Here is a 23,592-nt window from a genome sequence, read left to right as displayed (position 1 = left end):
TGAGAAGGATAAGAAATCATTTCCGTTTTTCTTTTGGTGTAGGAGTTTAATGATGATTGACGGTGGTGGGGATTTGGGGAGGTTAAACGGGTGTTTTTTGGAAATTGATTTCATTCCGTAGATACCAAAAAGAAACTTGTAAATCGCTTCTAATTCGTCTTCTTCTTTAAAAATTTGTATTTTTATTGCATATTTATACTGTTAGTTTGTCTTTTGATAAATTTCTTTCCATTTTTCTTTTGTTTTAGTGTTTTTATATATAAATTTACAGCCATAAAGTTGAAAGTCTAAATATCGGGATTTAGAAAAAGGTTGTTGCGATATATCAATAAGAAGAGTATAATCTATAATTATTAATTAAAAATATCAGTATGAGGAAGATGTTTACTTTGGAAATGAAAGACTATCTGATGAGGATGGTTCTTTTTGTGGCAGTGTGTATGGTGGGTGTTGGAGGATTGAAAGCTGCCCCCGGATTGTCAGCTGATGATCCTTTGATCTTTGAAGGTGGAGAAGAATATGATGTTTCGGGAAGTTTTTTTAAAGATTTGTATGCTACGTTTACGGCTCCTTCGGACGGAGTATTGACTTTGACATTTGATAGTACCGATCCTTTGAATTTATATACGGATAATACATATCAAACGATGGTGGAGCCACGTCTTGTTTACAATAATGGGGTTTGCGAATTGGAAGTAAAAGCCGGGATTACTTATTATTTTCACCGTTCTTTTATGTTGAGCGCACGAACCATTTCTGTGGAATTTGGAAAGGAAGCTGTTGCTTTGAAGTTACAACGAGTTTCTCCAACAGAGGGTGAGACATTGTTTGTTTCCAATGCTACAGTAAGTTTCACTTTCAATAGGGATGTTAAAATGGATGGGGCTACTCTTACAATTGGAGGAAAAGAAAAGTCTATTGATGCGGTTTCGACATCGTCTTCTGTACAATTTGACCTATCTGCCATTATGATGGAGGCATACAATGATGGAATCCTAAAGGAAGGAGATGATATGCTCTTAACTTTGAAGGGAGTACGGAATGCGAATAAAGAAAGTGATATTTATGGAGAAGACGGGACTTGCTCCTTGGCTTTAAAAGCAGCAGCAAAACCTGTGGTTCTAAACAGTTCTGTAAATACGCCTGGAAATGGAATGGATATATTTCATTCTTATATTATGTCTGGGGACGAGAATGTTGTACAGTTGAATTTTGATGGTGCTTTGGATACAGAGAAGAAACCGGTTGCAACATTAATATATGGGGATATAGAAGCGGAGAATGGTTTTTATCAAGAAACCTTAGATGCGCAATTCTTAGGTGAAAATACTGTAACTGTAGATTTGAGCGGAAAATCGCGTCGGCATAAAGATATGCTGCCGAACTATTCCGGCGCTGCCTTTGGAACTATTTCTTTGAAAATTGCAGGGGTGTATGCAGCTGACGGACAACCTGTTTATTCTGGTGCTCAATCCTCAGTAGGTTCTTGTACGTTTCAATATGCCTATGAGGAAGTAAAGGTGGATATAGCTGTGGCTTTTGATGACTTGGCAGAAAGTAATTCTATTGACGGATTAGACTCATTAACAATTTGGGTTCGTGGTGATGAATACTTGCATTACACTGGAGTGCAGTTTGATTTTATGGTAAATGGTCAAGTTAATTCTATTGTAGAGAAAGATATTAAGAAAAAAGCGGATTCTGAAGAAGAAGGTGCCTGTATATTAAGAGTATGTGTACCGAAAAGTGATGCCGATGCCAATTCGGAGGTAAAGGTCAGCTTTGTTGGCCTTGAAGCAGCTGACGGCGGGGATTACTCCGCAGATTTTTCTGCTGTTTTCACAACAGTAGGAAACTTGGTAAATGTACCGGATTTGATACTCACTCCAGTGAGCGGTTCTACAGTGGAAAATATTAAAGAGGTATTAGTTGGTTGTTCTGAGGGTATTCGCGTGAATGCAGACAACAAGGAGAAAATACAGATATGGGATAGAATGCGGAACGTAGTAGCTACAGCGGTAAGTATGGAGCCTGTTATTCCGGAAGATGAGAAGGAAAATCCGGATTACATACCGACAGAAATAAAGGTGGTTTTTGATAATGAAGTGAAGCTCCCCGGAGCTTATATGGTGAATCTTCCGGCAGAGGCATTCGTTTTAGGAAATCAGACATCTATTTTAAGTAAGGCAACCCTTGTGGATTATATGATTATAGGGGAAGTTGCGAAAGATTATGTTCCGAGCGAAGTTGTAGCCGAGACAGAAGGAAGTACAGTGATAGGTTTTACGATAAAGACATCAGAATGGGTGACTTTGGATGAGAATTTTGACACAGAGAAAATCAAGATTTATAATTCGAATACTCAGGAAGAAGTTGTGGGTGGAAAATCGGTAAGTTATGCAGCAGCTTTTGAAGATTTTAGTATCGCATTGGAGAATCCTCTCACAGAGAAAGGTACTTATACGTTGTTTATTCCGGCAGAATTGTTTGGAAATGGTTCTTGGATTCCCGGTTCTACAGAAGGGTCTTGTAATCCGGAATTAACTTATACGATAGTTATAGACGAGAATGGGGTGACAGTCGGAGTAAATTCAGTATTGGCTGAAATTGGGACAAAAGTAACGGTGTACAATCTTAATGGTGTACGTGTGCTTTATAATGCAGACCGTGATGCATTGAAGGCTTTAAGAAAAGGAATTTATGTCGTGAATGGAAAGAAGGTGGTGATTAAGTAATCACTTTCTATAATTAAGGATACGATGGGGAGTTTTGTCGAAAGGCAGAACTTCCCATTCTGTTTTCTGAAATCTATGCAGTAACTTCCTTATGTAGGAGGATTTTCTTATTTTTGCAAAGAAAAATAGGAATGTATTAATCATAATAATAACGAATGAATTTAAAAAGACTTTTGTATGCGGCTTTGTTTTGGGGCGCAATGGTAGGCGGGGTTCAGGCGGGACACCCGTTGGTAAGGAAAATCGGTGAGATGCCCGTGCGTACAGGATCTCCTAAGATTCCGGTGGTATTGGTACAGTTCAAGGACAAGCTCATGAGTGAAACGGATCCGAAAGCGAGTTATACGGCACGTCTTTCGAAACCTGCCACGATTGAAGAAGTAGAATCCGGGAGTGGTACAGCATTTCAGTATTTTGCAGACCAGAGTGACGGTAAGTTTACGCCGGAATTTGTCGTAATCGGTCCTGTCACGTTGGACGAGAAGGCTGCTTATTATGGTGCAGATGGAAAAACGATGAAGGATGAGCACGTTGGGGAGATGATTACGGAGGCCATCCAAAAGGCGATAGGAACCGGTGAAGTGGAAGACTGGGCTGAATTTGATAGTAATTCCGACGGTCTGGTAGATGCGCTTTATGTACTTTATGCAGGAGAAGGACAGCATGCCCTTCCTGCTCAGACAGATTTGGTATGGCCGCATACATCATCCCTCTCTGAGCGTGGTTATACGAGTCCGGAAGTTGCAGGCTTGAAGTTTAACTCTTATTCTTGTACTAACGAAATGTTGAATGGGCAGTTAGATGGAATAGGGACATTCTGTCATGAATTTAGCCACCAGTTAGGTCTGCCGGATTTTTACCGTACGGACGGAGTTGTGGTATCGGAGTTTGCTATGGGGTCATGGTCTTTGATGGACTATGGTAGTTATGCACTCGACGGACGCCGTCCTGTGGGCTATCGTGCATTGGAAAAGGCCCATATGGGATGGATTGATTTGCAGGAGTTGGATGAGGCTACGACTGTGAAGAACATGCCTTCTACGGATTGGGGAGGAATGGCTTTTAAGGTTGTGAATTCTTCTCCTTCAGCTAAGGGAAATGAGTATTTGGTGTTGGAAACGATAGATGATCGTGGATGGAATAAAAGTTGTTTAGGAAAAGGTCTGTTGGTGACTTATGTTTGTTTGCCAGATCCTACGGTGTGGGAGAATAATACAGTAAATAACGTCTCTTCATCGGCCTTCCGGGTGAAAGTTATTCCGGCAGATAACGCCCGTCCTTTGTTGGTGAGTGGAAAGAATGAGGCAGAATATGAAGCCAGTTTGATAGGAGATACTTATCCGTGGAATGGTAACGATGAACTTACGGATACTTCTACTCCGGCTACGGAAATGTCTTTTGGGCTTGCCGGGACGTTAGGGAAGCCTATTACTGATATTGTATATGACGAGGTATCCCAGACTGTTTCTTTTGATTTTATGGGGGGAAGTGAGGAACATGTGATTACGATAGTACCGAGTGTGCCTATGGATGAGAAAGTTGGTTATACTACATCGGGAGTTTGGTATCGGATGGATGGAGTACAAGTAGAAAAGCCCATGCGTAAAGGAGTATATCTTTATCGTGGGGCAGATGGTCGTATGATTAAGAGGTTACTTAAGTAACATTGTGAGTGGTAAAAAGCATGGCGTCCTGGAATCAGGACGCCATGCTTTTCATTGTCATTGAAAGGAGATTTATCGTTTCAATTGTAATTGACGGAAAGCTTCTACTGTCCCTTGTTTATTGCCGGCTTGGTCATAGGCTGTGACTACTACTCCGTCCATTTCTATTCCATCGGTGAAAGTGGAGTCCGCTGTAAAATTACATTCGTAACCCTCAGGAGTACATTTTAATGAACTTGTGTAGCTGATTTTACGCTTTTCCGTATCGAAGGAATAAATGGTTCCATCGGAACTGATACCGTTCAAGTAAATCTTGTAGCTATCCTGAAAGAAACCTAAATCTTCTCCCATTTTAAATGCAAAAGAATGTTCGTCGGTTTGTTGGGCTTTCAATACCAGATTCTCAGGCATGCCTGTTACGGAAATTGTTCCATTTGTATTCCTGTCTAGTGTCACATTGCATGTGGTAGGTTGGTTTCTACTGTTAATAAAATGGGCAGTCCACTCTCCCATCAGGTCATCTACGCTGTATTGGTAAAGAGAGGTGGTGAACTGTTTGTTCATTTTCTCACAGTCGATGTTCACGGATGTATGACGTGGGAAGCCACTCAGGTTCTTTTTGAATGTGAATGTGATACCCTCTTCATTTTTTTCGTAACTAACCCAGTCTGAACTTATATTAACTGTGTACTCAAAAGCCGAAGTAATTGAAAGGGAAACGGCATTTATGGAATCTGTTGCATGGAGGCCTTCAGTTGCTTCTACACGAAAGAATCCCCCTTGTTGGTTGATAGGAATTTGCTTTTGTGTGCCGTCAGCGTATGTTATAGTTACGATTGCATTGCGTCCTTCGATATCCGTATTGTCTTCTACTGTCACGAAAATAGTATCGCCATCTTGTTTCAATCTGCACCAATTGTCTGAAGATACGGCTGTTGCATGTTGCCCATTCAGTAAAATATAACCTTCTGAGGCTGCAGCTTTGAAGTTGATGTCTACGACTGTTACTTGTGGCTTTACGGCTTCTTCGTCATCGCTGCAACCGGTAAAGAAACCGGTTGCAAGCGCACATAATATGATGCTTGTTTTTTTCATCTTCTTCTAATCTTTAATCTTTTTGTTTAAGTTTTATTTCGCTGTATGTGTTCAACACACCGAGTTGTTCGCTAGCTCGGTCTTCACCCTTGAATGCGTAGAACACAAAGCCATTGATAGATGATTCAGAGATACGGCCATTGTCCGTGAATTCAAGAATACGTGGTGTCATTTGGGTGGTGTAGCTGACGATACCGGCCTTAGGCATTAGGTACATGTTACCGGCATTTTCATCCCAAGGGCACAAATGAATGTACGCATCCATTTCACCCTCTTCTTCCGTCGACAATACGACCATGTCCAAATATTGCGTGCGAAACTCAATCATACCCGTAGTACGGTTATATACAGCCTTTACCTTAAATTTCAGGTTTAATGCGCTGATTTGGGTTTGGAGAGTGTCTGTATTTTCCAACCGGGTAAAACTTACGGTTTCAACAGTATCCTTTTGACCAAAGTTGTAAGTATATTCCAAAGTCCATTGGTGTTCAGTATAAAATTCTATAGGAACATAATCTGTTGGTCTCACATATTTCAGTTCGACAGAGTTGTCACTTGTGCTAGTGAAAGATTTGGTTTCATTGTCCCATACGAAATTATCGCATTCCACTCCATTGACGGTAGTAGGGCTGTACAGTCGAATACCTTTGTCTGTGTATGCAAAGGAAACTTTGCGTTTCGTTGTTTCTCCATTGCTTGCCGTTTCGCTGAATGTGATAACATTCTCTTGCGAGAAAGCAGATGGGGTGAAAGTTGTTTCCCCTTTAAAACCAACTAATGTGCCGTATTCTTCGCTTTCGGTACGTATTTTATTGCAAGCTGCGATATAAGCGTCCCAATCGACATCATTAGCCAATTTGGTCATGTGCATGATAGTGCCATGCTTCTTTCCTTTTAGTGTAACCTCATTTTCCCTAGCGTCAGTGATAACGAATTCAAAATCTCCGGCATATCCGTCTACGTCAAGGCCTCCTTTGGGTTCGCTCCAATAATGTATGAGCACGTTGTAGGTAGAGAAAGACAAAACGGGACCTTGGTCTGCAATGAGCGTGAATTTAGACGTGACCCGTTCTCCGGCCTGTGTTTCTGTTTTATCGTTGAAACCTTGTACCTTGGTGTCGGACATGATAGTCACGTCTTCGCCTTCAAATTTCATGAGCATCGTCACACCGCCGATGTCATGGCTTTTACCGCCTGGATAATATTCCAGTTTCCATCCGTTCGTGGCACTGGTGAGCAATGCCTGATAATTGTCCAGTGCCTGGTTGGTGCGGTTGGTGGATGAGTCTTCGAAGATGTCATCTTCGCTGAACAGGCAGGATTGCAGTGTGAATGCCGCCAAGCAAATCAAACTCAATATGCTAAATCTTTTCATTTTGTTTACTCATTATAGGTTTTCCAAATCAAGGTCTTTTATCTCTGAGGTTCTACGTAGTACGACACTTCTGAGTTCGTCGATGTCGATGTTCCAAGAGTTTTGCAAATAGCTCTTTACAATTTCAAACTTTTGGTTGATTAGCTTTGCGCCTTTTTCGCCGCTTTGTTGCAATAGGCTCTCCCAATATGTCTGGTCATTTGTAATATAAGTAGAGATGATTTCTGCAAAGTCTTCATCCGGTTGGTCCATGGCGTAAGGGGTCACGAACCCTTTCCGGTTAGCTGTACTGTCAGCCTGCTCGTTCCATTGGGCACCTACGTATTCGGATGGAGTAATCTTTTCAAAGTCCGTGCTGTAAGGCTTGGTCTGGTGCAAGATATGAGAGAATTCGTGGTGCATGGTGTGGAAGTAATATGCGTTCAGCACTTCCGGGTCGTCGATGTTGTTCTCTATCGTGTTGATGTTATAGAGGATTACCTTTAAGCCGCCTTCCGCTGTTCCCAAAGTACTGGTCTGTGTGTCTGCGTCGTATGCGGCAGAGCCGACGAAAAGGATTTGTTTGGGGACGTAAGTCCTCATGAAATTGATGCCTGCGATTTCATCGTATGCTTCCAACCATACATATTTGATGATTTGAGCCATTATTTTGGATTGGTTCAACCCGGCAGGTGCGAGGTCATAGCTCATATCGGTTTCTATGTCTTCCCATTTATATTTTATTTCTATATTATAGGGGGTTACATAGTTCTTCATCAACCATTTGTCAAACTCGTTGCGTGCGGGTGTTTCAGTATCGAATATGCTTTGGTCTTCTATCTTGTCATCATTACATGATATGGCAGTCAGGCTCAAAGCGAACACTAATAGATAACCTATATATTTTTTCATTTTTTCCTTATTTAAATATATGAATTATTTATTTCTCGGGTTAGGGGTTAGGCCGGCACCGATTACTGTATTCGGGATTTGTAAAGCGCGACGTGGGTCGTCAACTTTCATTTCATCGGTTACGGTAATGATTTGCTTCTCTACCGTTCTACGATAAATCGTAATGCCGTATCGTTTGATGTCCCCCCAACGCAAGCCTTCGTGAAGTGTCAGGATACGGCGGGCATGGAGGATGAAATGAAGCATGTTTTCTTGTGTGCCCGGTTCTATTGTAAAATCAGGATGCAATTCTTTTTTGACGGTAGGCTTCTGCGGAGTATAGTAATCCAGTTTACCGTAGAAGTCATTAATGCCTTGCTCTGTAAGCGCCACTTTAGACGTCGTATAGCTATTCTCCCAAATCTGCATGTCGGCAATAGCTTTGTCATACTCTTTTTTCATGGTATAGGCTTCAGCACGTATCAGCAAGGCTTCGTCTGTGGTGAAGGCTGCCTGTACAATGTTGTAGTAACCTGTGTTGGCACTCGGATCTACGACCTCGAAGTAGAAAAAAGGGTATTTACGGAATACCACTTTGGGGATAGAAGTATAGTTGGCTGCGATTTGTTTGAGTGTAGTGCTACAATCTCCCCAAATACCTGTGGATTCGCTTGTTTCGTTTTTAGAGATTGTTGGGTTGTGTGTGTACCGGTTGGTTGTGGTAAGAGGGCCGTTGTACAATCCCCAATAAGAACGGGCTGTATACAACAGCAAGTTTGCCCGGTTACTAGCATCTACATAGGCATCGGGTTGCAGGTCATCATTCAACGACAAACTTCCGAGGGTTCCCCAATCACGCATTACTAATGCAGGGTCGTTGCCTAAGACTTTGGTGGCATATTCTATCGCCTTGTCATATTGGCAATAGTACAAGTAAAAACGTGCGGCAAAGGCATAAGCTGCCTTGCTGTTGAAGTGGTACTTGGCTACCGAGTAGTTATTGTCATCAATCAATGGCAATCCGGCTTCAAGGTCAGCTGCAATATGCTCGTATGTCTTGCCGATGGTTTCGCGGTCATATTGCGGATTGACAGTTGTTTCCGGCAGTGTGCTGTAAGGGATACCTAAAGCGGTGTTTTTATTACTTTCGCTCCATGCTTCACAGAAGATATAACTGAGCATGAAATGTCCGTATGCTCGGCAAAGTAGGGCTTCGCCTCGCTGTGCAGACAACAAACTGGGGCTGATTCCTTCTGCCTGCAGCTTGTCGATAGCTTCTAAAGCTTGGTTGGCCGTGGCTATGGCTTTATAACAGGATGACCAATAAGTTACAGGCGAGTCGTTACCTGTTTCTTTGGTATCTTTCCATTCGTAGATTTCTCGGCTTAAACGGTCGAAGATTTGATATTTGGGACCATTGTCGTCCGTGTTGTCCGACGAAAATTCGGCTAATAAGTTCCAACTTGTGGTCGGATAGGCTGTAACTAACAGTTTGGTAATTTTTTCCGGGGTATCTAATTCCGTACGGTTATCGGGCATTTCGTCCAAAAAGTCGTTACAGGAAGATACGGTCAGCGATAATGCGGTAAAGGCAATTGCTGTATATTTGAAATTCATCATCATTCTTTTTAAGTTCGTATATGATTATAAACCTAATCTCAGTGTCATGGTAAACTGGCGGGGTACAGGAGAAGCTACACCGCCTGAGTTGACAAACTCAGGGTCTTGTCCGTTCAGTTTCTTGTCCGCATAGAGAAGGCAGAGGTTGGTAGCCTGTAACTTCAGAGAGAGGTTGGACAGTTTTAACGGTTCTATCCATTTCTTGGGAAAGTCATAGGACAAAGAAATCTCTTTCAGACGGATGAAACCGCCTTTTGCTACTCGTTCTGTGGAGTAATTATAAGCGTTATAAGCATATCTTAAATCCGTATTTTCGTAATACTGGCGATAGCTCAGGATGGCCGGTATATTGGTTTTGTGCTCGTCACCCGGCAAGGTCCAACGGTTTTTAAATTCACGCGTCGTGGCTGTCAAATCGCTATAGTTGGCACTGAATACCGGATCAAGACGGACCACGTTGCCACCGGAATAAGTCAGGAACACGTTCAGGCGGAAGCCTTTGTAATTGAAAGTATTGCCCAAGCTACCCATTACGGTCGGGTCGGTAGAGCCTTCATATTTTAGCCAAGAGAAGTCATCACTGTACTGGAAGCTGATGTCCGTGCTAGTAATTTCTCCGTTTTCGTTGTAGAATGTCGGTATACCGTTGCTGTCCAGACCGGCAAACGGAATAGAGAACAGGGAACGTACTGGATAACCGGGCATCGTGAAACCGGTACCACTCACATAGTCCATCATGGTGGCCAGTGCATCCAATTCAGTCACTTCGTTTTTGTAAGTCGAGAAAATGAAGTCGGTGTTCCAGGAGAAGTTTTTGTTTTTGATATTCACGGTCGAGATACTCATTTCGAAGCCATGGGATTTCATGGAAGCCACGTTGGCCCATTTTTTAGTTTCTCCACCCACGCCTTGTGTGTTGATAGAGCCAATCAAGTCGTGGTTGTCACGAGTGTACCAGTCCATGGCCAGATTAATGCGATTATCTAAGAAGCCCAAATCCAATCCTAAGTTCAACTCAGTTTTCTTTTCATACGTCAGTTCGCTGTTCTCTAATTGATAAAGTTGCATACCGCTTTCCTGTATAGACGTGAACGGGCGGAACGGGGTATAGCTTGAGATAATTGCTTTAGAGTTAGATATGCTTGAGGGACCTCGGTCGCCTGTCAGAGAGTATGAAACCTTGAACGCTGCATGAGATATTATGTCTTTGATAGGCTCGAAGAACTTTTCTTCGTCGAGGTTCCATCGCCCGGAGATGTTCCATGTCGGAAGCCAACGGGCGCTACGGCTCTTCCCTAATTTATTTGTACCTTCATAACGTACCGTTCCATTTACGGAATAGCGGGATTGGAATGCATAGTTGGCGTTCATGAAGAAGGCTGCACTGCGCAGACGGTTGTTTCCCATGCCGTAGTAGCTCGAACCTTGTTCGATGAGCTGTTTCAGGAATTGGTAAATATAGAATGGAGTTTCACCCATGGAATATTGCATACCCCATCCGTGGAAATAAGATTGGTTGTAATCCGTAGCGTTGGTTTCCATACCTGCGTAGATATTGGTTAGATGATCTTCTTTCCAAAGGCGGTTCCACGATGCGGAAGCTCGGAAATCGAATCCTTTCGTCTTGTAGTCGGTACGTTTATAGAAACCACCTTCTGGCAGGACTGACATCGGTAAAGAATAAGGGTTATCGGGGTCTGTGTACAGTTTGTCGTTTTGGTCGCGGATGATGGCATTGCCCATGGCTCGGTAAGCATTGGCTTGGTTGGCATCATCTTTGACGAACTGTTCGTTGGCAATGGTGCTGTATTTCATGGCACCGAGTGCACTGAATTCCAGTTCGGAAATCGGTTTCCATTTCAATTCTCCTTGGAATTTTAAATCTACGATGTTCAACTCGATATAGTTATTGTCCAATTCATGGAAGATATTGAAGTCTGCATAGTTACGCGTGTAATATTCATTCGGGTCGAGTGTGCGGGAAGTATTTAATGCGAATGAGTAAGGGTTGATGTCAAATTCGCGGCTCACTTCACCGTTGGCGATGTCCGTGCTTTGGCTAGATGTGCCCGGGGCACGTTGCTTACGGTAGGAGGCATTGGACAGCAAGTTCAGTGTGAGCTGTTTGCTGAGATTGAAGGAGGTGTTTAAGTTGGCTGTATAACGGTTCACTTTACTTTGTTTGTACCATCCCGGGTCGCTCATGACACTCAAAGAGGCATAATAGGAAGCCTTATCCGTACCGGAAGACACGCTTACGGAGTGGTTGTGCATGACATTGTTACTAAACAATTCGTCGAACCAGTCCGTATTACGCATTTCTGCAGCGCGTAGGTAAGCGTTACGCGCTTCCGGGGTATTAGACAATCCGAATTGTCCGGTAGCTGCGTCGTAAGAGTTGATTAGGTGCCACATTTTACCGTATACACCACTGTTTGGTGCGTTGTACATACCATTGTCTCCAGTGCCGGAGAAGTTTAACCACCCCTTGTCGGCCATTTCCTTGTATACTGACATCTGGTCTTGCGAATTCATGATGTTGAAGTTCTTGTAACTCGGCTTCATGCGCATGGTGAATTCACCAGTATAGTTGATCTTGCTTTGTCCGGCTTTTCCTTTTTTGGTGGTGACAACAATCACACCAGCCATGGCTCGTGCACCGTAAATGGAGGTTGCAGAACCATCTTTCAGAATTTGGAAACTTTCGATGTCATCGGCGTTCAAGCCTGCGATGGAAGAGCTGATCATGGTTTCCACGTCACCGGTGGCCAAAGCGTCCGCGCTTACTTCAATGGCATCTTCCATGATGACACCGTCCACAACCCATAACGGTTTGCTACTGCCATAAATGGAGGTGGCTCCACGGACACGGATTTTCGGTGCTGTACCGAATGTACCGCTGACATTTTGTACAGATACGCCGGCGGCTCGTCCTTCCAATGAACGGCTGATGTCGGCCATACCGTCTATTTTCATTTTATCGGCATCCAACTTTACGGTGGCACCGGAGAAGAGGCGCTTGTCCATTTTCTGTAATCCGGTCACTACCACTTCACCGAGCTCCTTATTGTCCGGTTGGAGGGTGATTTTAAGGTTCGTTTTAATGGGCACTGTCTGTTTCTTGAAACCGATACTGGAGATTTCAAGGAATTTGGCTGTGGCCGGGATGTTCTTGATGGTGAACTTTCCATCGAAGTCGGCCGATGCACCCATGGTCGTGCCTTGTACTTTCACGTTTGCGCCGATGAGCGGTAGGCCGTCTTCAGCAGAATAAACGATGCCCGATGCTGTTTGGGTTTGTGCATAAGACGCGCCCGCCATTATGCAGAACAGCATACAGAGCATGAGAAGTTTTTGTTTCATCATTTAAAGAGTTGTTATTAATAAATTATTGTCGTTCGTTCTGAAACACTAAAGTACCATGCCCAAAGGAACGGGCATGGTACAATGTGGAGGGTAAGGAAGCAGTTTACTTCACGATGACTTTTTTCACTAAAGTTTGATGTCCGGTAGTCACTTTCACCAAAGTAAGGCCACGGTATCCGTTTGTGCTTAATGAGACAAAGCCTTGGCTTTTGGCTGTTCCGATTAAAGTGCCGTTCAGGCTATACAAATTAATTTGTGCCGGGGCATCTGTGGTAATCTCTACGCCACCGTTTACAACTGCAATTTCGACATTCGGTTTTTCTGCTTGTATGTCAGCTATGGCATTAGCAAAATCCGATACATCCAATTTGGCGCGCGCCGAATTGATGACTTTGCCGCTGTTGGCGTCTATCATCATGGTTACGATCTTACAGTTTTTAGCTTTCAGGACTTTTGCAGGAAGCTTGAAAGTGGCTTCGGCCGTATATTCCTTACCGGCCTCGACATTCGGTTGGATATAACCGGCAGTGCCGTAGAATGTATCACCGACTACGCCTCTCACTACATCTACGAAAGGATAATTACGTACGGTGGCGGCAGAGTATTTACCTCCCTGGCCCCATTCGCCTAAAAGCGGGTCGCTGTTGGAACCATAAGAGTTTCTTTGCTTGCCAATCAGGCTATCTTCTAATATTACAGTAAAGAGGTTTACGTTTTGTCCTTTCACGTTTAGGGCATATTGGTATTTATAAGTCATGTTAATCGTACTGTCTGCCTCTACCTTAGCCTTTGCGATGTCGAAGTTTGCATCGGCGCTTATTTCCATTTCTGCAGCTACATAGTCTAACCAACAAGGATGTGCCGTAGAGGTGAAGGTGGCATTTCCATTCTCATCCGAAGTCATGGCTCCCACAGGGACTTGATTGGTACGATTGACGGTGCCCGAAGGGTATCCTGTGATGTTCAGGAATGCGGCATAGCTTTCAAAGCCAGTTCCATAAGGGTCACCGGAATAAGTATGAAGGCTTACAGGGATGAACAAGTCGCCGTAAACATCTTCCAGATTTTCAATGGCCAGAATGCCTTGCGGACAGTTCGGACAATCCTGTCCGGTACCTTCTTCCAATACAACCCGTTTAACGGTCTGGAAAGACAGGTTCTTTACTGAATAGTGAGGTTCACTTTGTTCTTCATCCAATTGGACAAGGATAGTATATTCGTTTTCTTGGCCGATAACCAAGGGTAATGGCTTGTCGAAGGAGAAGTCATACTTATCATTTTCTTTCAGTTCCAGGTTGCTTTCGCTAATTTGGTCTACCATGTTTCCCTGAGAATCTTTCAAGGTCAGTTCCAAGGTCGAGTAAGTGTGGTCTGGTGTCGTGATTCTGATTTGTCCACTGATTTTTATCTCTTTGGCTTTTACCACCGTTTGGTCTGTGGTCACGCTGATTTGGAACTGTTGGTCTTGTCTCACCAAAAGGTTGTCTACGAATACACAACTTTGGTTTTCATTGCTGTTGACAAAAGCGATGTAGATGTTTTTGCCGGCATAAGGTTGTAGGCTTGCCGTGTGTTCCGTCCAGTCTCCGGCAAGGAAGTCTTCATAGTCTCCCGGAGTTTCGATGCCGGCATATATGGTGTCGCATTCGGCTTTGAACTTGGCGATACGTTCGCTGTTCATTGAAGAAAACTCATCTTCAGTTACCCAAACCAATACATAAAGGCTATCTTTTTTATTCTCCCGGAAACTTTGGGCATCAAATTGCAAATAACATCTGTCGTCCGGGATATAGATATGCGCTGTGACCATCCAGTCGTCAGACCTCCCGACGGGGTCATACAACGAAGTGGAAGCAGCGGCATAGTTATTGGGATCATCTTCATCGCGTACCATGGTCCAAGGATAGTTATCGCTATCGTTGAAATCCATTTTTTGCATTTCCTCCGTGGGTTTATTATGGTCTCCTTCATACAACATGGTCTTAGTGAACCCGTTGTTGAAATCCTCTACGAAGAGTGTATCGTTGTCATAACTTACTTCGCGTTCGAATCCGCCGATGTAGTGCAAGGTGATGGAGTCATTACCATTATTGCCCATGATGTCATATACCGCGTTGCGAGGAACCGTCACTTTGTAGTTGTGTCCCTTAAACAAATTGCGGGCTGTGACAGGGAACACATATAATTTATTGTCTGTGACTCCTAAACGTAAGGTGCCGTCCGGGGTCGTTTCGTCGTCTTTGTAAAGGTAACCGATAGCGTCCTCATTGAGGGATAATTGGGTGTCGAACGTTATGGTTATAGGATTGTTGGTGTAATTCAGCTGTTTTACTTCCGTGTTTTCATACGGAGTGGCAGATACCATTTTTACCGGAACATTATCACGTCCTGTATAAGTGACGGAGAGCTCTTTGTTTTTACGTTCCGTGTCGCCTTTGATGGCGATAGTACCGGCAGAAAGGGTCAGGGTATATTTCACTCCTGCTTGCAGGTTTGTGCTGCGGAAGCTGATATTCAAATCCTTGTCATCCGTTTTAAGACTTAAGATCGTACCCGTTTTTTTCCCGTTTTCGTCCGTAAAGGTCACATTGCTTTTGTCTCCTAATAGTTCTATTTCATAGGGGAATGTAAACGTGACGGTTTTAAGAGACGAGAATTCACTTCCGGCCTTCGGATTGACGATGTAGTTACCTAATAAGTCAATATCTGTGGTTGCTGCATCCAAGGTCTCCGGTAATTCCAAAATATAATTTTCTTTTTGTGGAGCTACGAATACAACGATTTTTTTGCCATCCAGGCTAGTGGCTATCGGTGTTCCTGTATTAGAGAAATTAGTCTCCGTAGAGAAGTTGATGCCATAACGTTGAGAGAGAATCAAAGAAATGGGATACCAATATTCTCCCACGCGCACGCTCCAGTCACGATAAGGATTGGTCGGAGGGGTTGCACCCAACACGATTCCATTACTGCATGCTGTAAAACCGGGCATGTCATCTTGTGCATCGCTGTATAGGGTGAATTTATCCGTTTCTATGTCGTAAACGTAACCTTTGGCTGCATCATTTTCCATGTACGCTTCGCCTGTGATATATCGTCCGTTGGCACTGAGATTGGCTGAGTTGATAAAATAAAGTCCTTCGGCACGCGGTGTCCAAACCGTTTGAGGGCCTTCTTCTGTTGTTTCTGTTGTGGTATCGAAACCGATAGGCTGGCACTTCTTGGTTTGGCGGTCATATACAAAAAAGAAGATACCGGCAGGGCTTACGTAGCTGTATGATATGCAGCCTAATACTTTATTTCCATCAGGGGTTACACCTATCAGACGGCGTTGGTTGTTATTTTCGCCTACCATGTCTTCAAATGGAATGCCGGATAAATCGAGAAGCAGGCCGTCCTGTTGTAAATCCCACATGACGACAGCTTCCATGTAAGTATTTGCGTATAGGCCCCTTCCCACGGCGTAATGGCCATCGGGGGTGATGGCTGTGACTTCTCCACCTACACAGCTGTCGGGTACGGCCAACATGCTCCAACGTTTTTGGGCTGTGATATAGATAGCCGGTTGGCCGTCATAGCTTCCTGCCACCATGCTACCGTCGTCTGTCACGTCATAGGCCGCGCTTGTCAAGTTGGAGTAGTCTTCGCCGGTAAGCAGTTCCGTGACTTGGTTAGAGCTTAAGTCGATAAGTTTGGGAAACATCGTTTTGCTTTCCTCTGTACCATGAGCGGTAGCCCATTTCCCGTTGTTTGAAATGTTAGTAAGGATGGATACATCTTCAAATACAAACGGATGAATGGAGGCTCCTGGAACCCCTTGCGCTTTCGCGCAAAGAAAAAACGCCGCTCCTAATACTGAGAGGGCAATTTTTAATAGACCTTTCTTCATGTTTGGTTATAGATAATTATTAAAATAAAAATATTTTCGAAATAAAAAACTGATTTCCGGCTGCAAATATATATAAAAAAACTATTTTTCTTAAAATTAGGAAAGTTTTTTTTGCTAAAAGAATGCTTTTTTTGAGAAAAAATAGTATTTTTGCAATCAAAACTTGTATAGATGAAGATTTTAGTAAGATTCTTTAGCTTGTGCACCCTACTGCTTGTAGCGGCAGCGGTTCGTGCGCAGTTGCCTTCTGTCCAGTTAAAAGATTTGGAAGGCAAGACCGTGGATACTTCCAAGTTAAGTAATGACGGAAAACCTTTTGTGATTAGTTTTTTTGCTACATGGTGTAAGCCTTGTAATCGGGAGCTGAAAGCCATTAGCGAGCAGTATGCCGATTGGCAGGATGAGACTGGTATGAAGGTCATTGCTGTCTCTATCGATCAGGCCCAAAATATTAATAAGGTAAAACCATTGGTGGATGGCGAAGGATGGGAATACGAGGTGTTGCTTGATCCCAATAGCGAGTTTCGCCGTGCCATGGGGGTACAGATGATTCCCCACGTGTTCATCATTGATGGTAAGGGTAATATTGCCGAATCACGTAGCGGTTATACAGAAGGTGCCGAAAGTCATTTGATAGAAAAGATACGTGAGCTGATTGCCGGGAAATAATCTGTTATAATATATAATAAGGTATAATGAAAATAAGCTTAAAGCCAATGGTGCTGTGTGGAGCAGGGCTGTTGGCCTTTGTTGCGAATGCGCAGGAAAGTGGACGTAAGGTCGTTTTGCACGGAAGCGTGCAAAGCGACGTGTTGGTTCCGGAAGAAGATGAAAAAATCGGGACCGGAACTTACAGTGATTGGGGGCTGACCAATACTTATGCCGACTTGAATCTGATGAGCAAGTATGTCGATGCGGGTGCCCGGTTGGAATTTACGGAATTTCCTCTTCCCGGTTTTGAGCCGGATTTCAAAGGATGGGGAGTGCCCCACATCTATGTGAAAGGAAAGTTGAAGGGGGTGGATATTACAGCCGGAGACTTTTATGACCAGTTCGGTAGTGGTTTTGTGTTCCGGACCTATGAGGAACGTAGCTTGGGCATCGACAATTCCCTGCGTGGTGCACGGGTCAATGTGACCGGTTTGAAGGGGGTATCGTTCAAAGTGTTGGGCGGTCTGCAACGTCGTTATTGGGATTGGAGCAAGGATTCATGGGTCGGCGGTGCCGATTTGGAATTGAACTTGGAACAATATTCGGCACGGATGCGCGACAAGAACATCACTTGGATGGTGGGCGGTTCTTACGTGCTGAAACATGAAAAGGACGAGGACATCGTCGTGCCGGGTACGAACTACCGTCTGAACCTGCCGGAGATGGTGAGTGCCTTTGATGTGCGTTCACGTTTCCAAAAAGGCGATTACAGTTTGTTGGCCGAATATGCCTGGAAAAGCCAGGACCCGTCTTTCGACAACGGGTATATCTATCATCGTGGCAATGCCCTCATGTTGTCGGGGTCTTATTCCCGGCGTGGCATGAGTGCCCTGTTGCAGGTGAAGCGTAGCGAGGACATGGCCTATCGCAGTCAACGTTCGATGAACGGCAATTCGGTGTTTATCAATAATATGCCTGCTTTTGCCTACCAACATACTTATGCTTTGGCAGCCCTTTATCCTTATGCCACGCAGGCTGCGGGAGGCGAATGGGCGTTTCAGGGAGAAGTGGGCTATAACTTTGCACGCCGTACCCCGTTGGGCGGTAAGTATGGCACGAAGCTGAAAGTGAATTTCAGCCATGTGCGTTCATTGGACAAGGAAGCTGTGGATGCTGCCGTGGGTACTTCCCTTTACGGGACGAAGGGCTACAAGTCCAAGTTCTTCAAGGTGGGGGGAGAAACCTATTATCAAGACATCAACGTGCAGATGGAGAAGAAGCTGACCAAAGCCTTCAAGTTGAATTTGATGTACATGAACCAACGTTTCAATGATGCGGTCATCCGTCAGGAAGATAACGGCATGATTAAATCGCATATTGTGGTGGCGGAAGGTAAATACCAGTTCAACAATAAACTGACCTTGCGTGCCGAGGCCCAGTATCTGGCTACGAAGCAGGATGAAGGTGATTGGACCTACGGGCTGTTGGAACTTTCCGTTTTGCCGTATTTCATGTTTACCGTGAGCGACATGTGGAACAACGGAGAGAGCAACGTGCATTATTATATGGGTTCCGTGACCTTCAATTACAAGGCGCACCGCCTGATGGCCGGTTATGGCCGCACGCGTGCGGGCTACAACTGTTCCGGCGGTGTTTGCCGTTATGTACCGGCCACGCGCGGTTTCCAGATGTCTTACAACTTTAATTTTTAACGCATGAAGGTAAAAAACTATATATGGGGGGCTTTCGTAGCCTTGGCGACTTTGGCCGGTTGTGACGAAGTGGACGAGCAAGACCGCTTTATTTCCATGGGTGATGTGGAAGTGAAACGTAACGTTTTGTTGGAGGACTTCACCGGGCAGGACTGCTCCAATTGTCCTACGGCCCATGAAGTGGTAGCCAGTCTGAAGGAGCAATATGGAGATGCTGTCGTGGCTGTGGCTGTACATGCAACAAGTGTTTTTGGAATTCCGGAGGGGGATCCGAGAGGTGGGTTGATGTTACCGGATGGCAATGTCTATTTGTCGCAATGGGCCAATCCTGATAATGTATCATTACCAACGGGAGTTGTGAACCGTAGAGGGGGACTTTGTGATTATTCCAAATGGTCGACGACGGTACGTGATGCATTGGCTGAAGATACCCAGGTACAGCTCTCCATTGAGGCCGATTCTGTGGTAGGGAAGGATAGTATAGCCATCCGCGTCCATTTGGAGCCGGGTGTGACTGTGAATGCCAAACTTCAGCTTTGGGTGACGGAGAATGGTATTGTGGCTCGTCAGCGAAACGGGCGTCAGACCGATCGGAAGTATGTGCATAATCATGTTTACCGTGGTGCTGTGAATGGTGTAGGAGGAGAAGAAGTCTCCTTACAAAAAGACATGTTCTTGGATTTTGAGCGGGGCGTTCAGATTAAGTCTGAATGGAACGTCGAGAATCTTTCTGTCGTGGGTTTTGTATATACGGAAGCTGACGGGGTATTACAAGCAGTAGAGTGTGAAGTAAAGTGATTAAGTATTAATAGATAAAATGAAATGATTATGAAAAAAATTTCTACGATTTTATGTGCATCGCTGTTTGCCGTAATGGGAATAGAGGCGCAGACGCTGAAGCTCACTTACGGTGCGCAGGAGATAGGGAACGGGGCTACGGTCTATTTTGGTGATTATGATAAAGATTATTTGGAATACGATAATCAATATGCCTTTTTCCCACCAATATACTTGACTTCGGATGCTAATACAAATGTTGCTGTGGAAGTGAAATCTTTGGATGAGTCAACCATCGGTTTTTGTGCTTTTGGGGGATGTATCAATACGAGTGCGGAAAACAATTATACGGTTTTGAAGAATGATGACCGTTGTAAGTTGTTTGCAGGAAAAGAGGAAGACTTGTTGATTGAATATTTTGGGAAAGTCGGTGAAACGGATATTACAATTACCAAACGCGTACAGGTTTCTGCATGGGTGCCCGGTAAAGAATCCGATAAAGTTTATTTTACTTTGGTGATGACCAACGATGATGAACTTCTTTCGGTAGACGGTGTGCAGGCAGATAAGAAAAAGGCTGTGAAAGTCAGTGGTAATGTCATTTCTTACAATTTCGCGTCACCGGCAGGTCGTACACTTTCCGTTTACGGTCTGGATGGTGGCAAGGTAATGTCGCAGGAATTGGAAAATGCCAAGGGGCAGATTTCATTAGAAAACCTTTCTGCCGGGTTGTGGCTTTATTGCATTGAAGGTGCGGACGGCAAGGTGAGCGGAAAGATTGTATTGAATCAGTAAAAAGCAAAAAGGTATGAATAATAAGATTTTAAAGGGGACATTTTCCGCAGCGTTGGCAGTTTGTGCTTTGTCGGTTGCAGCGCAATTACCAGTAGCGGGAGAGCATATTTCACACAAGCAGCACTTGTCTTCGTCCAGTCTGAAAGCATTGCGGGCTGCTTCGCCGGTGAATGCCATTAATCAGAAAGGTGCCAGATTGGCTGCGCCTCGTGTGATGCAAACGCAGGAGGCAGTGGATGTGTACAATGTAATGACGCGTGATACCCCCTCTAAGCCCGGTGCGTTTTATTCTGTAGATGCAGGCTATTATAATTTGGTGCCCGGATTTGCATTGACTATATTGGAGGATGACTCTGTTGTGTATGCGCGTAGGGGGATTTTGGGTTATCCCGACCGTGACCTCCATTTTGCCAACCGTTCCAAAGAAGGTACTTTTAGTGCTTTTGAGTGGGACTTCGATGGGGACAAGTTCTCGGAAGATACCGTATTGATGCATCCTTATTTTGCTAACAACGGGGTATATTTGAATACACCGAAACTGACGGCTACGATGAATGGTGTGGATTCTGTTTATCAAATGGGGTATAGTCAGGATTATGTAGACCAGACCAAGTTCCTTCCGGGTATGGTAGCTCTTTCGGGAATGGCTTACGTTTACAATGTGGATGTAGATGCTGAGCCGTTTGTGAATACCTTTTATTCTGCCCTTAGTCCTACGGATCCGTGGGGAAACGGTAATATGCTTTTTGGATGGGACACGGATATGCAACCGGCTTATGTGGAACTTTTTGATGCGCCTAAGGACGGGGCTGTGGTTTTGTGGGGAACTCATTTTTATGTGTTGACTCCGACAACTGTGGATTTAGGTAAGAAACGTTTTACTGTGAGTTGGGCCGAATACGATTCAAAAAAGGATGAATGGGTCTTGGTAAAAGAGTTCAAGGACGTGAAAGCTAAATTGGATCGTGACCTTTCCACCACTACCTTGCGGGTTTGGGAAGTTGCCGTGAATACCGAAACTCCGGAATGTTTGGTGAACAGCAGTTTCTATGTTATGATAGACGGGCCTCAGGACGGTACGAAGTGGGCTTTGCTTTCCCAGTTGGACCGTATGGACTTTACGGATTCTGAGCGCAATACGGCCTATTATGTGCCGAAGAAAGGGGAATATGCCGGTCAAATGTGCCAATATGTGTTGCAACTTCAGAATGGTAACGAAGTGGTGGATTTCAATTATGCTAGCTCTCTTGATATTCATCAGTATGTGGCTACTCCTTATATGATTATGTGCAAGGATAATGCGCGCCTCGATTTTGTGCAAGACACAAACTATGATTTTAGCATAGACGGTGAGACTCAGAAATATTTGATTTTAGATTGGTTGGGTGGAGCTTCAAATGATGTGACGGTATCGGCCACCGTGTCTAATTCTTCGGATGGCGATTGGTTCACAGTGACTCAGCCGGTGGAAGCTGAAGGCAAATCCAATTTGTTTGCTATCAGCATGACGGCACAGGCCAAGCCATGGAATGTGAAAGGCCGCCGTGCCACGCTGACGCTGACGGATAATAAGGGCTTTTCGCGTGACCTGACGATTTACCAAGGAGATCGCAGTGCTGCCGACGACGCTTTGTCCGTAGAGGCAGTCAATGCCTCCGGCCGGGTGGACGTAACGGCGGCGGGAGAAGGTTTCGACGTGATTTATCCGTCTTCGTACAACCGTTTGGACGTATATGCCACTTCTGGACAGCTCGTGGGTACTTACGCTTTGTCTGCCGGCGGTTCTGCCCATATTGCGGCAGCTTCATGGCAGAAAGGAATTTATGTGTTCCAATTTGCCGGAAACGAAGGCACGCAGGTCGTGAAAGTTTTGAAGAAGTAATTACGGTCCGGTTTCGGGCTTATCCTCATAAAGGCGGGGCATACCATCCAAGTATGTCCCGCCTTTGTGTTTGGAGGATTAAGACAGCGAACAGAAAAAGGGAACTAAAAACGGGACGGTGAAATCGAGGGCAAAACCGTGGAAAATGGAAAGCGGGACAAACTGGTTGCCGCAGCATCCGGCGATGATGGGGAGCGTCGTGTCGCCCGTGGTGGCACCGCCTTGGCTGATGGGAGCCAATGGCCCGAACATGCGATATAGCAGGGGGGCGCCGATGAGTGCGGCCAGTTCCCTGAAGATATTGTACATAAGGGCTATCGTGCCCAGTTCGGCTCCCCTCATTTCCGTGATAAGGATGCTCGAAAGTGAATAATAGCCGAATCCCGACCCCGCTGCCAACCAGTCAGCCGGGGTGTGCCGTTGGATGAGCAGGGCAGTGGAAATCGCCCCCAACCAGGTCCCGATGGCTGTTACGACCGGCAATAAGGCTTGCCGCTTGTCTATTTTCCGCAGGCCGTGGCGCATCTCGTCATTTTGCCCGATGCTGAATCCTACGCACCCCAACAGCAGGCAGAGGGCGTAGAATCCCGCTTCCGGTGGCAGGACGGGAATCCAACCTAAGCGGGTGCCCGAAACTCCAAAGGCAAAGAACCCTACGATGACCATGCTTTCGCCCGTCTGTTGCCGGATGGAGGGCTTCGGGGAAATGGGAGAGGAACTTGCTTCTGACAGGGAATTTGAGAGACCCGTGTTTTTGTTTTTCGGATGTTTTTGGAGGTACTCCCAAAAAGCCCATGACAGTCCCATGCAGCCCGCGAAGGAAGCCACGGTAAGGATGAGGGCTTCCAAGCCCAAGGTGCCTAATTGGGAAATCAAGTCCGGATTGGCTCCGACTTCGCATCCCATCAGGAACAACAGCAACCATACGGACCAAGTGGTAAGCCGTCCTACGGCTCTGAACGGATGGCGGCGCAGCACGTAGCCTATCGCCGCGCTGCCCCATAAAATCAAAATGACGGTAAACATGGCGCAAAGTTCGCCTTTTTTTCGGAGAAATGAAACCGTATGTCCTTCCCTATACCCGATTTTGCATCCTTTCGGGCGGATTTAACTCCTTTGGAATGACAGCGCATCCAAATTAGCCGTAACTTTGCACTCTCGAAG

General features: G+C 44.9%; 14 protein-coding genes. 7 read left to right on the top strand and 7 right to left on the bottom strand.

The features are described from left to right. The first annotated feature begins 371 nt into the window (after positions 1 to 371). Positions 372 to 2,735, top strand: a complete 2,364-nt coding sequence (locus AC5RDV_RS02900; RefSeq protein WP_282748302.1) for a hypothetical protein — start codon at positions 372 to 374, stop codon at positions 2,733 to 2,735. A gap of 155 nt (positions 2,736 to 2,890) precedes the next feature. Next, a complete protein-coding gene (locus tag AC5RDV_RS02895) occupies positions 2,891 to 4,399 on the top strand; it encodes a M6 family metalloprotease domain-containing protein (protein WP_282748301.1) in 1,509 nt (502 codons plus the stop codon). 72 nt (positions 4,400 to 4,471) lie between these two features. On the opposite strand, the gene AC5RDV_RS02890 is transcribed toward AC5RDV_RS02895, so the two are convergent. The 6 genes from AC5RDV_RS02890 to AC5RDV_RS02865 form a co-directional block, all read right to left on the bottom strand. After that, positions 4,472 to 5,494: a BACON domain-containing protein gene (locus AC5RDV_RS02890; RefSeq protein WP_282748300.1), complete on the bottom strand. Its 1,023-nt coding sequence runs from the start codon at positions 5,492 to 5,494 to the stop codon at positions 4,472 to 4,474. Positions 5,495 to 5,507: 13 nt separating this feature from the next. Further along, the gene (locus AC5RDV_RS02885; RefSeq protein ID WP_008626551.1) at positions 5,508 to 6,869 is read right to left on the bottom strand and encodes a DUF4302 domain-containing protein; all 1,362 of its coding nucleotides are present in this window, start codon (positions 6,867 to 6,869) and stop codon (positions 5,508 to 5,510) included. A gap of 12 nt (positions 6,870 to 6,881) precedes the next feature. Then, positions 6,882 to 7,760 carry a zinc-binding metallopeptidase gene (locus tag AC5RDV_RS02880; RefSeq protein ID WP_282748299.1) on the bottom strand — a complete coding sequence of 293 codons (879 nt, stop codon included), beginning with the start codon at positions 7,758 to 7,760 and terminating at the stop codon, positions 6,882 to 6,884. Positions 7,761 to 7,784: 24 nt separating this feature from the next. Then, complete coding sequence (locus AC5RDV_RS02875) at positions 7,785 to 9,356, bottom strand: RagB/SusD family nutrient uptake outer membrane protein (protein WP_040602733.1); 1,572 nt, start codon at positions 9,354 to 9,356, stop codon at positions 7,785 to 7,787. A 27-nt stretch (positions 9,357 to 9,383) separates the two neighbouring features. Next, positions 9,384 to 12,722 (bottom strand): SusC/RagA family TonB-linked outer membrane protein, encoded by a 3,339-nt coding sequence (locus AC5RDV_RS02870; RefSeq protein WP_130894359.1) that lies wholly within the window; start codon positions 12,720 to 12,722, stop codon positions 9,384 to 9,386. Positions 12,723 to 12,828: 106 nt separating this feature from the next. After that, entirely contained in the window at positions 12,829 to 16,425 is a 3,597-nt protein-coding gene (locus AC5RDV_RS02865) for a choice-of-anchor J domain-containing protein (RefSeq protein ID WP_282748298.1), read from the bottom strand. 357 nt (positions 16,426 to 16,782) lie between these two features. Here AC5RDV_RS02865 and AC5RDV_RS02860 point away from each other — a divergent pair, with 357 nt between their 5' ends. From AC5RDV_RS02860 to AC5RDV_RS02840, 5 genes are read left to right on the top strand one after another with little or no spacing between them, the layout of a single operon-like run. Continuing rightward, entirely contained in the window at positions 16,783 to 17,280 is a 498-nt protein-coding gene (locus AC5RDV_RS02860; protein ID WP_008626546.1) for a TlpA family protein disulfide reductase, read from the top strand. Positions 17,281 to 17,306: 26 nt separating this feature from the next. After that, positions 17,307 to 18,974 carry a DUF6029 family protein gene (locus tag AC5RDV_RS02855; RefSeq protein ID WP_282748297.1) on the top strand — a complete coding sequence of 556 codons (1,668 nt, stop codon included), beginning with the start codon at positions 17,307 to 17,309 and terminating at the stop codon, positions 18,972 to 18,974. A gap of 3 nt (positions 18,975 to 18,977) precedes the next feature. After that, entirely contained in the window at positions 18,978 to 19,772 is a 795-nt protein-coding gene (locus AC5RDV_RS02850) for an Omp28 family outer membrane lipoprotein (RefSeq protein WP_008626543.1), read from the top strand. 30 nt (positions 19,773 to 19,802) lie between these two features. Then, entirely contained in the window at positions 19,803 to 20,546 is a 744-nt protein-coding gene (locus AC5RDV_RS02845) for a T9SS type A sorting domain-containing protein (RefSeq protein ID WP_282748296.1), read from the top strand. Positions 20,547 to 20,559: 13 nt separating this feature from the next. After that, complete coding sequence (locus AC5RDV_RS02840; RefSeq protein ID WP_282748295.1) at positions 20,560 to 22,428, top strand: T9SS type A sorting domain-containing protein; 1,869 nt, start codon at positions 20,560 to 20,562, stop codon at positions 22,426 to 22,428. 78 nt (positions 22,429 to 22,506) lie between these two features. Here AC5RDV_RS02840 and AC5RDV_RS02835 read toward each other — a convergent pair whose 3' ends face one another. Continuing rightward, positions 22,507 to 23,454 (bottom strand): LysO family transporter, encoded by a 948-nt coding sequence (locus AC5RDV_RS02835; RefSeq protein ID WP_008626540.1) that lies wholly within the window; start codon positions 23,452 to 23,454, stop codon positions 22,507 to 22,509. Positions 23,455 to 23,592: the final 138 nt, after the last annotated feature.

This window comes from Paraprevotella sp., assembly GCF_986071375.1.
This window is presented reverse-complemented; position numbering and strand designations above follow the sequence as displayed.

Excerpts from the sequence above, each read along its gene's own strand:
- AC5RDV_RS02900 (WP_282748302.1), top strand. The coding sequence starts at position 372 with ATGAGGAAGATGTTTACTTTGGAAATGAAAGACTATCTGATGAGGATG.
- AC5RDV_RS02895 (WP_282748301.1), top strand. The coding sequence starts at position 2,891 with ATGAATTTAAAAAGACTTTTGTATGCGGCTTTGTTTTGGGGCGCAATG.
- AC5RDV_RS02890 (WP_282748300.1), bottom strand. The coding sequence starts at position 5,494 with ATGAAAAAAACAAGCATCATATTATGTGCGCTTGCAACCGGTTTCTTT.
- AC5RDV_RS02885 (WP_008626551.1), bottom strand. The coding sequence starts at position 6,869 with ATGAAAAGATTTAGCATATTGAGTTTGATTTGCTTGGCGGCATTCACA.
- AC5RDV_RS02880 (WP_282748299.1), bottom strand. The coding sequence starts at position 7,760 with ATGAAAAAATATATAGGTTATCTATTAGTGTTCGCTTTGAGCCTGACT.
- AC5RDV_RS02875 (WP_040602733.1), bottom strand. The coding sequence starts at position 9,356 with ATGAATTTCAAATATACAGCAATTGCCTTTACCGCATTATCGCTGACC.
- AC5RDV_RS02870 (WP_130894359.1), bottom strand. The coding sequence starts at position 12,722 with ATGAAACAAAAACTTCTCATGCTCTGTATGCTGTTCTGCATAATGGCG.
- AC5RDV_RS02865 (WP_282748298.1), bottom strand. The coding sequence starts at position 16,425 with ATGTTTCCCAAACTTATCGACTTAAGCTCTAACCAAGTCACGGAACTG.
- AC5RDV_RS02860 (WP_008626546.1), top strand. The coding sequence starts at position 16,783 with ATGAAGATTTTAGTAAGATTCTTTAGCTTGTGCACCCTACTGCTTGTA.
- AC5RDV_RS02855 (WP_282748297.1), top strand. The coding sequence starts at position 17,307 with ATGAAAATAAGCTTAAAGCCAATGGTGCTGTGTGGAGCAGGGCTGTTG.
- AC5RDV_RS02850 (WP_008626543.1), top strand. The coding sequence starts at position 18,978 with ATGAAGGTAAAAAACTATATATGGGGGGCTTTCGTAGCCTTGGCGACT.
- AC5RDV_RS02845 (WP_282748296.1), top strand. The coding sequence starts at position 19,803 with ATGAAAAAAATTTCTACGATTTTATGTGCATCGCTGTTTGCCGTAATG.
- AC5RDV_RS02840 (WP_282748295.1), top strand. The coding sequence starts at position 20,560 with ATGAATAATAAGATTTTAAAGGGGACATTTTCCGCAGCGTTGGCAGTT.
- AC5RDV_RS02835 (WP_008626540.1), bottom strand. The coding sequence starts at position 23,454 with ATGTTTACCGTCATTTTGATTTTATGGGGCAGCGCGGCGATAGGCTAC.